Raw genomic sequence first — 14,355 nt, forward strand, 5'->3', positions numbered from 1 at the left:
ATACCTGCTAAGAGTAAGGGACGGACCTCTAAATGAGCACCATCTAACTTTCATGGGCATAACGAATATCCTGTTTTATCATGTTATTCAAGTTATTTAGCCATTTTCTTTATATATTTTCGAGGTCCGTCCCTCAGCTAATTGTAAGATTTGACTCAAAGGGGAAAATGAAGTATTTTTAATACTTGTATATTCATATTTTGGATAGGCTGGAACTGTTTTCTGTTTCCAGGTAAATTAGGTTTTGGAGGCTTTTCTTTGATTACATTAATCAAAACTTTGTTGGTCAATATTACAATTTTGTTTTCATTTACGTATAATGCTAACGTATTATTTCCATTTAAAGAAAACCAAGTTCCACATTATAAACATAAAATCACTTATGGTCTTATCGCATCCTTTGGGGCTTTATTGTGTATGCTCTATCCGATTGAAACTCTTGGAGAAACTCATTTTGACTTACGCATGATCGCCATTCTAATTGCGACAATCTACGCCGGATTATTATCAGGATCGATCGTTTTAGGATGCGTGATCATCTTCCGGTATATAATAGGTGGTCCATATGTAATGGTTGGAATAACGGTCTCAGTGCTGGCGTTTGTAATAGGTATTCTCTTTCGTAGGATGTTATTAAAGACAAAATATAAATTACTGGGGAGTACAATCATCTTCCTGTTTCATTCATTGTTTTACATCACGATTATAAACAACTATATTCCCATTCTTCATTTGCCGTTTTATTTTATTTATTTCACTGTTTTCTATTTTACATTTGTGGCTCTGGTGTTCATTATTGAACATTTGATTCGAACGAACAAACAGATCGAAGAAATGGTGTATCTCGATAAATTGAACATGGTGGGACAGATGGCAGCTTCTATTGCGCATGAGATTCGCAATCCCCTTGCAACCGTAAGAGGGTTCATACAGCATCTAAGCGAGGACACTGAAGATGAACAGTTAAAAAGATACTCCCCTCTTATTCTGAATGAATTAGATCGTACGAATAAAATCATCACAGACTACCTTAGCGTAGCAAGACCAAGTGAATTTCAGCTGTCTACACTCAACCTGGAAAGAGTGCTACAAGACTGTGTCGACTTACTAAGACCATTTGCCTCCTATTCGAATACATCGATACTATTCCACCAAAATGGCACCTATTATATTAAGGGTGATGAGCATCATATGAAGCAAGCGATTATGAACGTCATAAAGAACGGAATTGAATCCATTGAGGAGCATGGGGAAATCACCATCTTTTTAAAGGAAGACTCTTCCAACAATGTACTAATCAATATTTCAGATACGGGAAAAGGAATGACAGGGGATGAGTTGAAAAAGATCGGTTTACCCTTTTACACAACGAAAACAAAGGGCACCGGCCTTGGAAGCATGGTGACGAATAAAATCATTCGTGAAATGGGTGGAATGATTGAATACGAAAGTGAATTGAATAATGGTACCGTCGTGAAAATTCGTTTGCCTCTCACAACCAAACAATAATCTTCACCAATTGCTTAGGATATTTTATCCTGAGCTTTTTTCTTGGAATAATCGAATAAATAGACACTACATAAGCCTAAATGACCCGAACCGCATATTTAGTATAGGAGTGATTGGCTTTAATGGAAGGTTCTACTAAAGTTCACATAATAATATTATAAAAATTAAATATACAATACTAAACCCGACTCTCCAGTAGAGCCGGGTTTTCTTCTAATCTAAAAACCTCAACAAATCTCCATAAATAATATCATCAGACATACCTAACTCTTTTCTTACGGTTTCTTTAAATGGCTCACATAATGATTCAGAAGTCGATGCTTCACTGCTCTTATCATAGCAAACATTGTCTTTAAAGACGTACTTTTCAGTTACAAAGTCACCATCCCTGAAAATAACAGGATGATCTTCTTTTCGAGTGAACAGATTATGTCCAAATGAAAGATTATTCTTCGTTTTAATCCCCAATAAATGGAGAATGGTTGGACGAATATCGATTTCTCCCCCTATCGTTTCGATTGTTTTTCCATTTTCACCAGGCACATGGATAATGAGTGGAACTTGTTGAAGTTTCACATGATTCACCGGAGTGTCTTCCTGCCCTAAAAGCTCGAACACTCCATTTTCATATTTTTCTGAGATGCCATAATGGTCTCCATATAGTACAAAAATCGTGTTTTTATACATTCCGTTTTTTTTAAGCCTTTCAAACAATGATTTAATCGCTTCATCCTCATAACGTACGGTTGTTACGTAACGGTTCACAACATCCTCATTTGTTGAAGCCTCTGGAATAAGTTTATCCTCTTCTTCTAATAAAAAAGGGAAGTGATTGGTCAGCGTAATGAAACGTGTGTAAAACGGTTGGGGTAATTTCTCAAGATACGAAATAGATTGTTGGAAAAACGGGATATCCTTTAATCCGTAGTTAACAGAATTTTCTTCCGTTACATTGAAGTCTCTCTTTGAAAAATAGCGGTCGTAGCCTAACGATTCGTACATTATTTCACGATTCCAAAAGGTGCGATCATTGCCATGGAAAACTGCCGCATAATAATCTTCTTTCTTTTTTAAAATATAGGGCATGCTTTTATAACGGTTATCCGGTTTGCGAACAAATGCTGAGCCGCTTGCTAGTGGGTATAATCCTGTATCGATCATGAATTCAGAATCTGAGGTTTTTCCTTGAGCCGTCTGATCATAAATTTTATTGAAATAAAAACTATCCTTGATTAAAGAATTTAAAAAAGGAGTAATTTCCTCCCCGTTGACTTTTTGGTTGATGACAAAATTTTGGGTAGATTCCATACTGATCAATACAATATTTTTTCCGTTGGCAACACCGAACAAGTCTGAGTTGTTATGTTTCTTGGATTGTGTATATTTAATAGACGCTTCTGTGTCTGATTTACTGGCAAGCATCTTGGTGAATGGAACCGTAGATTCAACCCCAATATCATATAGGTGATAATTGTATGGTCCCACTGATTTGACCATTTGCTCTCTGTCATATGATTCAGCAAATAAATATGGAGATTTCATCAGTCCTAATCCTACTGTTACGAGTAGTAATAGTAGACTCAACCCGATATATGAAATCTTCCACCTCCTTGAGACCTTAATGGAAGAGGTAGCCGCCCACTTTTTCTTTAATAACCACCCGACAAGAAGGAAATCTACAATTAAAAGGAGATCCCAGGGACTCATCAGTTCAAAGGTACTTGGTCCAATTCCCCCCACATTTTTAAACTGAAATAAAATCGGAACGGTAACAAAATCTGAGTAAAATCGAAAATATAATAGATCACCGTATAAGAGCCCGGTTGCAATCCCCATAACAAGGACGACAACAACGGGTTTTATCTTCTTTGAGAAGTAAAAACTGAATCCAATTAATAGCATTACCGAACCAAGAGGATTGAATATGATGAGTAATAAGTCCAAGAAGGATTCGATATGTAAATTAAACCCAATAAAAGAAACTAATACGGTCTTTAACCATAAGGTTACGAGGGCAAACCCAATTAATTTGTATGTCTTAAAGCGAAATATAAAACGGGATATCCTACTCATTTCACAACCCTTGAATCGACATTGCTTTGATATTCTTTGTTGAGTATTTTCATTGCTTCCAAAACCTTTCGTTCGTTTTGTCTTCCCATAAGTGCCACCTGCACCCAATTTCTCTTTACTAAATAGTCACTTTCGTAGCTTAATAAAATACCTCTATCTTTACAAACATCACCAAACTGTCTACTACACTGTTCCCTCTCCAGTGCGATGGTAATCACTCCTGGAGAATAGTTTTCATCCCCTAGTATATGAAATCCTCCTTGAGTTAACACAGACCTTACTCTCAGAGCTAATTTTTCATTCATTTCATACTCAGTAAAATGCAGTGCCTCCTTTAGTGCTCTTACTAGATTAGATGAGTGGGTATATGGGATGCTTCCATTCATCTCGTACGTTCCTATATCCAAGTATCTCGGAATTGATCTGCTGGATTTTAGTACCTCTCGATGATATACAATGGCAAGGCCGGGATAAGAGCCTAATCCCTTCCCACTGACCGTTGTGGCAAGGTACACTTCCTTAAAGTTCACTGGGATGGTCCCAACCGAACTACAGGCATCGACGCATAGCTCCACTCCATACCTTTTACACAGCGAAAGCAGCCCGTCCAGGTCATACAAGTAGCCGGTCGACGTTTCACAATGAACCGTCCAAAGCCATTGAATGTTTTGATTTTCCTGGAGTAAGCTTTCCACTTCGCCTAATGAAATGGCTTCATTCCAATCCTTTTCGAACGTATGAAAATGTAAATCAAACCTGTTTGCATGATCAATCAACCGGTACCCAAATTCTCCGTTTGCGAGAATAAGGCCGCTGCCTGACAAACATTTCAGCTGAGCTGCAACCATGTCATTAGATAGGGTTCCCGTTCCCACTGCAACTTCTGCATAGTTTGCGTTTGTTATCTCGCATAATGATTTTCTTACTTCTTCCATTTCATGAATAAACGAGCTGCTTCTATGAGAAATGGCCTCTCCTTTGAAAGCTTCTTCTACCTTTCCATGACGTGGAACCGGCCCTGGAAGGAATGAAAGCGGAACTGATTTTTCTGTTGGAATCATTAATCGCTGAAAGGCTTTCGTCGAATTTTCGAAATTATAGCGGGTTAAATACATTGGCTGAAATTTGGCCCCTTCCTCCCCCACGAGATCGGCAAAAGGCTGAAAACCGATTCGTTTATACAACTTTAGCTGACGAACCGTTCCTGAAATGAGAGCCATCGTATATCCTTTCTCCAAACAATAAGATACTAAACGCTCACATAATTGATAAAAAACCCTCGTACTTCTATATGCTTCTTTTACAGATAATAAGCGAATTTCACAAGGAACAGCACCAGCCGGCAAATATTCATTCAGATCTCTCAGTTTTAAATCCAAAGAGAAGGGACGATTGGCACGAACCGCAATCATGCCCACGACTTCACCTTCATCTTTAGCAATAACATATGTATTTTCATCGTGAAACTTATCAATCAGTTTGTGTGCTGGATTTCGTTCGTGCTGAGGTATTTCTTCTACAAAGGTCTGATAATTCAATGCATAGATTTGTTGAAACTCATATGATTCACTTGCAATTTTATACTGAAGAGAAAGGTTTTCCATTCTCGTACCTCCTATGTATCGACAGATTGCTGCAGTCATCGTTTATGGGACATTAGAACAAAAACGAATAGTGACAATAATCCGATTGAAATAGTGAATGAACCATCAATCACAAATGCCATAATCGGAATGGTTGCCATTGAAAGAAAACCGGCAATGGTGTATTTTCTCAAAGTCATATATAAGACTCCCATGGTGAAGGCGAAAACCCCAATGGTAAGTGGACTAAGAAATAATGCAGATGCTAAATAAGCAACCACTCCCTTTCCACCGTGAAATCCAAGCTGGATTGGAAACAAATGTCCGATCATGGCAAATATCGAACTGAGAATAAAGTAACTCTCGCCTTCTGCCAGTTGTGCCGTGATCATTAATGCAAGAATCACTTTCCCCGCATCAATCAGCAGCGTCAGAAGAAATCCTTTTTTCCCTATTGCTCTACCTGCATTCGTCGCTCCGACATTTCCGCTTCCCAGTTTACGAATATCTTCACCGGTAAACATTTTCACTATATAATAAGCACCTGTTATAGTTCCTAGACCGTAAGAAACCAAAATGATAATACTTATGACTATACTAATACTCATCATACCTACACCTGACTTTTCTTATATGTTAATAGACGAATTGAAGACCAAGAAAGTTTCATGTATTTACATTTCCTCCTATTTTCCTGTTTTTAAAGAGATAAAATGGTAAATAAAGAAGGCTGAATAATAGAAGGGCGACTCCTTCAAGAGTCAGGAGGTAGTAGGGATACTCACCTAAATAGTCTATGGGACTTGCATTATACGGTTTATGAGAAAGAAACATATAATTTGCTCCTAACAATCTGTTAACCATGAACACAATGACAGCAATCAGATTTATAGCAATGAATGCCCTCACCATAGACCGGAACGTCAACGTGAAGCCTTCGATCCATACCATGTACAAACAGGATAGTACAATCGCCAAATGTGCTAAGAAAAATTGAAAATAACGAAAATGGGGAAAACCAAAAAACAACTCAGGTGTCACGATGGCAATAAAGGCACCTGTCATACTGGCAAAAAAACTGATTTCAAAGATCCTATAGTTTTTCGTAATGAGCATGATCGTGCACAGATACAATGAGATGGAACATAATTGAAACGGCAAATTAATGGCTACATCCCATTGATCATTGATCAAGTACCAAATCTGAAATAATGCTTCACTCAAAACCAATAGCACCACGAGAAGCCATTTCAACACATTCTTACCACTGCCGCTTAGTCGATTTCTAAGCACATACAAACCGATCATACATCCGAACGAGACTATCATTGCTGCCACATGGGATACCGAAAACAACTCAAAAGGATACTCCTCAAACCTAAAATTCATAAACTCTTTCACCAACCCCTCAACTCCCCTTCGAACGCCCATCTATACTATATTCTCTTAATGGTTCATCAATTCCTTTAAGGGACGGACCTCACTCTTCCATTATACTCAGCTAAAAACAAGCTTTTCATCACATTCTTATACACTTAAGGGACGGACCTTCCCAAAGATATCTCCCAATTATTGCCCTTAACCCAATCTAACCATTCCATCCCTCCCTATTCCCTTTTTCAAAACCCTTAACCATAGAACAAAAAAATCCCTGTTAAGATCCCATGAAATTCCTTAACAGAGATTTCTCCACTCTATAACTCTTAGTCCATTGTAAATCGATTCCCGCCACTACGCTTTGAATCATACAAAGACCGGTCTGCACGCTGAATCGTAGACTTAAAGTCATCCATTTTATTATCAGATGAGACACTACCTCCAATGCACACTCCCACAATCAGTTCGTTTGCTCCATCAAATATAACAGGTACCGAAAAAGCCCCTAATACTTTTTCAGCCAACATTTCAACCGTATTTGCATCTTCAATTTTTCTATTAGAAGCACAAATTCATCTCCTGAAATCCGGTAGCATTCAACAGAGTATTGTCGTTTCAATCCGTTTAATCGTTTCCCTATCTCCTTTAGCACATAATCTCCAAGTGAATGACCATAGGTGTCATTGATCCCTTTAAAGTGATCGATATCCAGGAACAACAATGCATAGTCTATCTCCTTTGTGTACAAGTCTTTTAGGTCCTCATTTAGCGCTTTTCTATTTTTTAATTGAGTAAGTTCGTCGGTTCTTAGGAGCTTCTGAATTTCAAGATGTGATTCCATCCGGATATATTCTGTGTTCATCCACTCGGTACCCAAATTTAATAAATCTTCATTCAGTTTCAAGTGTTGGTGAAGCATGGAATCTTCTTCACATGAATTATCAATAAAGAAGAAACATCCTTTTGATACCCCATTATCCACTATGTGTAGAAGATGAACTTGAGTATCATTACTCTCAAGGATCCCTTTACGACTGTAATCCGTTAAATAGGTATGTATTTCCCTTTGAAGTTCCTGATTCCAATACGATGAAATGTCTTCTTCACTGGCTAAAGGGAGAAACTGATTTTTCTTCATATAGTACATGCCAAGTAAACGGGTTTTTAATAGACGCGAAAAGGTATCAAGCAGATGTTGCTGCTTCTCTTCTAATGATTGAGTTGAAGTGAAAAAGGAATACAACTTCTTTAAATAGGTTTCCCGACTTTCTTTTAACGTCATTTCTTCTTGAAGCTCTATTTCGGTTGTTACCCACTCCCCGAAGCTTCTAAGGAGATCCAATCCATCACAAGAAAACGTTCTTTGAGTGTATCCGGCAATGCATAGTGTTCCAATCACATGACCTGATTTCATTCTTAACCCGACACCCGCATAGAATCGTATTCCATACTTTTTTCCGTAATGGAGGGTTGGTGAATCAACATCCTTTAAAGTGTCCTCAACTACAAAATATTCCTTATCCACAATTACATACTGACATAATTTCGTGTACCGACGAGCGACTTACAACATCCGTATCCCCTGCTAACCCCACAGAAGATTTAACAACTGTTCTTTATCCGTTAATAGATTGATCTGGCAAACATCCACTTGGAATACTTTTTTCACAAGTCGTGATATGCGGTCGTAGCGTTCTTCTTTTCCACACTGGTAAATGTTCATGCACGTAAGCTCGTTGACACGTTCAACATTATTTAAATAGCTATCATCAATAGAATCTCCCATATTTCCACTCTCCTTTCGTGTATGATTGATATACTTTTTATGTAAACCTTTAATGAACAGAGTTATACTATATAAATCAAATCTGCGAATACCCTGCATTCACACAAAAAAAGCTCCCATCTCAATAAGAAATGGGAAACATCTGTTTTTATTGAACCTTGCGTAATGGTACACCCTGGTTCTTATAAATAAAATCAAGTGCCAGTCGATTAAATTCCCCTGGCTTCTCTACATTACAAACATGTCCGCAATCTTCAATGAACACTTTCGTAGCAGAGGGATCTCCTTTTGTATCCTGATCAAGGGACTGTACAAATAGGTGATCTTCTTTCCCGGATATGTAAAGCTTAGGAATATGAGAAGCCCTTTCTTGTACAGAAGCGTATGTTGATTTTACACAAGGGGTAAGACGATACCACCCGAGAAAATCATTACGATTCATTTTCTTGGCTTCGCGGATGAACAATTTTCGCGAAACTCTGTGATTCCTTTTAGGCATCATGATATAGGCAAAAATTTTATATAACCACATAAATGGAATCATATTTTTTACTGCATCACCAATTTTAAGAAGTGTGTTGGATAGAAAATTAAACCTGGTAATACAACCTCCTAAAACGGCACTTTTCACACGATTAGGAGCAGTTTGAAGCAAAGCGTGTATTAGAACCGAGCCAAGGGAAATGCCGATAAAATGAGCACGTTCCACTTTAAGATGATCTAATACCTTAAGAACTTCACGCACATTTAAATCAATTGTGAATTTTTCATTATATGATTCTATATTTGGGGACTCTCCATGTCCTGGCAAATGAATCGTTATTACATTATAATATTTCTTGAATATATCGAGCTGTTTGCCGAAAATTCTTGAGTTTCCCCCAATTCCATGGAGAAACACCACATACTCTTTGCCGACTCCTTGATGAACGTTGTATTCTAGCATCAATTCTCTCCTTAAAACAGCACAACCTACCAAAAGAATGAAATGAATCAGGCCAATTATTCGAGAACCGTTTTACTTCTATTAACTATTCATTAATGTGAAAATCGATTTTCAATACAATCGCATGATGCATTCTAAGCTTTTGAAGCCTTACCTTAATTATCTTTCATTCTATACTATCCGAAGTCGCTTTGTCATATAAAAGCTGAAGAAATTCCGAACATTTTGTGATGAATGGGAGAATACCTGCCAATTTTAAAAATGCCTTACATTTGTCACCCTACTGCCATCAGATTTTTAGATTGGTAACCAAAGCTTATACTTCCTTCACCATCATGACATCTTTCGTAAGCTCACTTAATCCCAATTGCTTTTGAATGTCCTTTTCAGGAATATCTGAAGCATGAAATGTAATCGTTTCGCTCCCCTTGACCTTGCCTCGTTCATTAACACATTAATCATTTTACCCTTATGAATCTTAAATTCTTGTAAAATCCCATCGTCCAATTAATTCGGGTTCATTCGTGATTTCAAATCCCTTAGTTTCAAAAAAATAAAGAATTTGATTTTCCCACTGTTCACGAAAACGTTGAGCTAAAATCTTGCCTCCGTACTCATCGCTCACTTTCTTCTGGGATTTACCATGAACACACTTTCTACAAATGAATCGTTTAACTTAAATATAATTTGACTCTCAAGGAATTACTAAATAAAAGACCCAAATCTTAAAATAACATATGGATACGTTTTCTTTCATATTTCACTACCGCATTATATAAAATGTCGATACCACACTAGAGAACTTATATCTCACTGCATTCTTAACTCGATTTTTTATTAAATCACTCTTCAGCAGCGTAATCATTCCAATTAGAAAAATTAAAAGAATCTTCGAAACCAATTCAAATACCTCCAATTTCATTCCTTCAAATCCTCACGACTCTTCTGCTGTGGTGGCTGCTCCATCCATCCACGTTCAACAGTTTAAGACCATCTGCACCATGCTTCATGAGTTCTGTCACAAAAAGTGTATCATGAACGACTAAATCCTTCCTTGTAGACATCGTGATGGCGTGACAAAGTGTAGAAAGCCCCACTGAGTTTGAAGAAGAGATAAAAAAAAGCATCAATTTTTCTGAAAACGGGGCCACAGTCGAATCTGTTACCTCCATGGATACCGGATAAGTGGGAAATAAATCATCTTTTACCAGGACATTATTAAAAGTAGTAATCTGCTTTTCACTTAATTTTTTTCCTTTTTTGAGATTTCTCTTCACTTGGATATCTTTAGAAACTTGCATAAATCCTTTCAATAGAATAATTCCAATGCAATTTCTCTCAATTACAAAGAATAATTCACTCAACTCCAATGCATTAAGTGGCCTTGTTTCACCTAACCAGCTCTCCAACAAAGATGGCTGCTCTGAAATGTATCTATAGAATGGGGATAATTGGACGATCATAGATCTCTTTCTCCAACATTAATTGCAATGATTGTTTATATAGTGATAATGATTTTGTCAGTGCCTTTTCAAAAAGGTCATATACTTCTTTACGGGCAACGGCCCCCACTATAAGTGGTGTAATGACCGCTCGTGACCTGACCTCCACGGTAAACAAAACTAAGGGCAAACAAATCAGTATATAAGGGTGCTGCGGTTGTATCTATGTCCCTATCAGTGAAGCCCTTTGGTACAGGAAATCCTTCGGACATAAAAAGAGAATTAATCTTACTCATTATTTCTACGTTTTTCTGTAGACTTTCTTCGATGATGAATTTGATTCCTTCGTCTTTCAGGTATGTAAGGAAATGTGTGTAAAAGCAATTTAACGAAGAGCACTTAATATAAGTCGTCCACACAGCGGAGATTTCTGCAGTAGTCAATCTTATGTCTTTGTCCTCCATCTTTCGACTCCTTTTTCCTCTTAATGTTTTCCTAATATTGTAAATTATTCTGGATGATTTATGGTAAATGAAAAGAGCTACCTGTGATCGGCAGCTCTCTTTATTATCTGTTCTTATGTTCATATTTCACAAATAACGGAAGAAATAGTGAAATAACAATAGCCAATAATATGATTACACCAAAAGTGAACGGCTTTGATAACCCCTGTTCGGGTGCTATCAATAATCCGAATACAACTGCTGGAACAATGATGAGAAAAGAAACAAAAAATTTTGAGGTGAAATTAATCGTATGTTTTTTGCCACATTGACTGCATTCAATTGGTTTATAAGACCTCCAAATGGAGAATAATAACTCTTTCCACTGAAACGGATTCTTGCATACATTACACTTCTGCAAAACATTTCCCCCTATGATAATCATCTACTCTTTTCTCTAGTTTACCATTATAAGGCCGTCAGGAGTAGAAGTTAATGAGGTCCGTCCCTCGTATTCACTCGTGGTCAGTGCTGGGGTCCCCAAAATCACACCCCACCCCCAATATTTTCAACACAGTTATTGTGAATGGTTTCGCATATCTAACCAAAATTTAGATTCAACACCAATATTACTTTTTTTCACACGATACATTCCATGACAGGATTCCTTCTTCCACCTCTGCTACACTGCCATGGTTCTCACAAGACTCAATCGCTTTTTTTAAACCCATTTTATCCAGCAGTATAAGGGTGATCACCATCATGATGGTTAGGATTAAGAGCAAAGATTTCTGTTTCCCTTTCATACATTAAAAACCCCTTTAAAATTGTTTGATACACCAATTAAAGTAAATTATACCATGTACATCCATTTAGTTACCTTGGTTAAGGATATTCCCTCCAAAAAATGAATTCATGCAGGATTTTCCAACTTTCATTCGAACTATGTACAATAACACTAAATCATAAGGGGTAACTAAATTGATACAATCATTTAAACTAAACGTTCAAACAATGGGTCAGAAAATGCCCGTTTACATTTTTCAAGTCGACGATGTCCTTATTGATACAGGACCTTACAGTATGAAAAAAGAAGTGCGTAAAATTGTAAAAGAGCTTACTATCCAAAGAGTGATTCATACTCATCATCATGAGGATCACACGGGTAACAGTTCATGGATCGAAAGGTTTTACTCCATTCCTCAATGGATTCATCCGTTAGGGGTACAAAAGTGCTCTCACAGCACTAAACTGCCTTTTTACAGAGCCATGTTCTGGCATATCCGCCAGGCATTTAACCCGATGCCACTTAAAGAAGACGTATTTAAAACGACCGAGCATTCGTTTCAAATCGTTCATACACCAGGACACGCTGATGATCACATCGTTCTCATTGATGAAGAGAAGGGCATTTGCTTTTCAGGTGATTTATACTTATTCCATTCTCCTACTTCTAATTTTTCATTTGAATCTGTACCTGAGCTCATTCGATCAATTGACAGAACCCTGCAGTATTCCTTCCAAGAAGTGTATTGTTCACATCAAGGATACTTGAAGCAAGGGAGAAAGCTTTTAGAGAAGAAACAGGCCTACCTTCTGAACCTTCAAGAAGCCGTCACGAAAGCACACCTGGAGGGAAAAACGGCTAAAGAAATTCGAAAACACCTGCTTCCCAAAAACAAACTTTTTCAATATATTTCACTTTTTGAAAACTCACCAGAACATACAGTCAAATCCATCATCAAAGGAATATCGTAAACAGAAGGTCCGTTGAGGGACGGACCTTCTGTTTACTGATTTCCGAGGCGGTTGAGGCTTCGTTTGTATTCCAGCTGACATATGATATCCAGGATTCTTGTTCCTATGAATTGGCAGGCTAAGGCAAAAAGAATGATTTTTAAATCTACTACGATTCCTGTAAGTAGTAACACACTGCCATTAATGACGAATAAAGTCTTCCCTGGGGTGTACCCTTTTAGCTTTGAAATAATAAGTGCCAAAATGTCCATGCCCCCAGAGGATGCTCCCATTCTGAACAGGATCCCTAATCCGATGCCGAAAAGGATGCTGCCAATCAATAGATCTACGAAAACAAATGAGACAGTTCCGATTAAATAGGAATTTAAGAAATTAACTACAAACGACGTGACAGTCACACAATACATGGTCCAAAGCGCATTCTCTTTTCCTAACCATTTAACCGCGGCTAGTAATAAACCTGCATTTAACACCCATAGCGTAATGGCAAATGGAACATGCAACAAATAGTTTAATATCACACTCACACTCGCAGCGCCACCTGAAGGGATAAAATGGGGGAACAAAAACATAGCCATGGCCAACCCTTGTATGCTTGCTGCTATACCTAAAATAGTACCCTTTTTCAATACATTCATTTGTACATTGCTCCGATTCTGTAAAGGACTCTATTTCATAGTCTAGTAGCTATACACTTCATCTGCAACAGAGAAATGAAATGGCTAGTTACGGACTAATTGAAATTCTTCAAATAATAGAAACGTATTCATTAAATGTTTTAGTACCATTAGCCAAGTCAAATAATTCAATATGAACTCTTTTCCAACCTCTCTTTATCTTCCATTTAACATATGCATGTCTTTCTTTTCACACCGATCCTGTCTTTATCTTCTATCCTCTTTATATAGCTTGTAGCTACCGGTACTTTACATGCTGTATTTCCAACATCGACATGTACTTTCCCCATTTTTTTCGCCACTTGTTTTGCCTCATCTAACAAAGGAGCTACATGTGCTCCAACAGAAATGACAAAACCATTCATTACGTAACGTACTCTATTTCTTTCTTCATGAATCGTTTTTTCAATATGACACAGATACTGTTTGATTTCGTCTATATTGATTTCTTTGTCTAAGGTTATACTAATATACCCTGCATAGGCACTCCAGCCAGCCGTTGCCACCATTTCATTTTCCGATTTAATCCACTCGTTCGCTAATTCAATAGCGTAGTAACTCTCAGCGGTTATATTAGCGACAGTGTATTCAGCCAGCATGTACCAATCATCTTTAATGACCCAATCTTTTTAGGATTTCCAGATAATCCTGTCAGGTACATGGCATCGAAATTTCCCGATTCGTACAGGCTTAGTGCAAGACCTTGATCTTTTTTCACATGTTTCACCAGTTTTTTCATATCCCCAATTATTTAGTTCGTG

The 14,355-nt window shown here is 37.5% G+C and carries 13 protein-coding genes and 2 pseudogenes; 2 read left to right on the plus strand and 13 right to left on the minus strand.

Translation table 11 applies throughout. The annotated features are described in order from the left end of the window. The first annotated feature begins 258 nt into the window (after window positions 1-258). A complete protein-coding gene (locus tag AC6CIB_RS04430) occupies window positions 259-1,509 on the plus strand; it encodes an ATP-binding protein (protein WP_498278284.1) in 1,251 nt (416 codons plus the stop codon). Between the two features lie 213 nt (window positions 1,510-1,722). Here AC6CIB_RS04430 and AC6CIB_RS04435 read toward each other — a convergent pair whose 3' ends face one another. The 11 genes and pseudogenes from AC6CIB_RS04435 to AC6CIB_RS04485 form a co-directional block, all read right to left on the minus strand. After that, window positions 1,723-3,582, minus strand: a complete 1,860-nt coding sequence (locus AC6CIB_RS04435; protein WP_498278285.1) for an LTA synthase family protein — start codon at window positions 3,580-3,582, stop codon at window positions 1,723-1,725. Beyond that, complete coding sequence (locus AC6CIB_RS04440; RefSeq protein WP_498278286.1) at window positions 3,579-5,186, minus strand: aminotransferase class V-fold PLP-dependent enzyme; 1,608 nt, start codon at window positions 5,184-5,186, stop codon at window positions 3,579-3,581. Before AC6CIB_RS04440 ends, AC6CIB_RS04435 begins: the two co-directional genes overlap by 4 nt. A gap of 35 nt (window positions 5,187-5,221) precedes the next feature. Then, complete coding sequence (locus AC6CIB_RS04445) at window positions 5,222-5,773, minus strand: glycerol-3-phosphate acyltransferase (protein ID WP_498278287.1); 552 nt, start codon at window positions 5,771-5,773, stop codon at window positions 5,222-5,224. Window positions 5,774-5,831: 58 nt separating this feature from the next. Then, window positions 5,832-6,554 (minus strand): YwaF family protein, encoded by a 723-nt coding sequence (locus AC6CIB_RS04450; protein ID WP_498278288.1) that lies wholly within the window; start codon window positions 6,552-6,554, stop codon window positions 5,832-5,834. 314 nt (window positions 6,555-6,868) lie between these two features. Further along, a pseudogene (locus AC6CIB_RS04455) lies at window positions 6,869-8,076 on the minus strand (sensor domain-containing diguanylate cyclase); the annotation flags it as partial. Between the two features lie 51 nt (window positions 8,077-8,127). Next, entirely contained in the window at window positions 8,128-8,328 is a 201-nt protein-coding gene (locus AC6CIB_RS04460) for a hypothetical protein (protein ID WP_498278289.1), read from the minus strand. 148 nt (window positions 8,329-8,476) lie between these two features. Further along, complete coding sequence (locus AC6CIB_RS04465; RefSeq protein WP_498278290.1) at window positions 8,477-9,274, minus strand: alpha/beta fold hydrolase; 798 nt, start codon at window positions 9,272-9,274, stop codon at window positions 8,477-8,479. Between the two features lie 926 nt (window positions 9,275-10,200). Next, on the minus strand, window positions 10,201-10,737 hold the full coding sequence (locus tag AC6CIB_RS04470; RefSeq protein ID WP_498278291.1) for a DUF3231 family protein: 537 nt from the start codon (window positions 10,735-10,737) through the stop codon (window positions 10,201-10,203). Between the two features lie 89 nt (window positions 10,738-10,826). After that, complete coding sequence (locus tag AC6CIB_RS04475) at window positions 10,827-11,180, minus strand: DUF3231 family protein (protein ID WP_498278292.1); 354 nt, start codon at window positions 11,178-11,180, stop codon at window positions 10,827-10,829. A gap of 103 nt (window positions 11,181-11,283) precedes the next feature. Then, the gene (locus AC6CIB_RS04480; protein ID WP_498278293.1) at window positions 11,284-11,580 is read right to left on the minus strand and encodes a TIGR04104 family putative zinc finger protein; all 297 of its coding nucleotides are present in this window, start codon (window positions 11,578-11,580) and stop codon (window positions 11,284-11,286) included. 208 nt (window positions 11,581-11,788) lie between these two features. Further along, window positions 11,789-11,965: a hypothetical protein gene (locus tag AC6CIB_RS04485; protein ID WP_498278294.1), complete on the minus strand. Its 177-nt coding sequence runs from the start codon at window positions 11,963-11,965 to the stop codon at window positions 11,789-11,791. Window positions 11,966-12,140: 175 nt separating this feature from the next. Here AC6CIB_RS04485 and AC6CIB_RS04490 point away from each other — a divergent pair, with 175 nt between their 5' ends. Then, on the plus strand, window positions 12,141-12,917 hold the full coding sequence (locus AC6CIB_RS04490; protein WP_498278295.1) for an MBL fold metallo-hydrolase: 777 nt from the start codon (window positions 12,141-12,143) through the stop codon (window positions 12,915-12,917). A gap of 32 nt (window positions 12,918-12,949) precedes the next feature. Here the strand turns inward: AC6CIB_RS04490 and AC6CIB_RS04495 are convergent, their stop codons facing one another. Continuing rightward, window positions 12,950-13,555: a YitT family protein gene (locus AC6CIB_RS04495; protein ID WP_498278296.1), complete on the minus strand. Its 606-nt coding sequence runs from the start codon at window positions 13,553-13,555 to the stop codon at window positions 12,950-12,952. Between the two features lie 206 nt (window positions 13,556-13,761). Next, a pseudogene (locus AC6CIB_RS04500) lies at window positions 13,762-14,342 on the minus strand (DNA alkylation repair protein); the annotation flags it as partial. Window positions 14,343-14,355: the final 13 nt, after the last annotated feature.

The sequence above is a fragment of the Rossellomorea sp. GQ25 genome, from assembly GCF_059758515.1.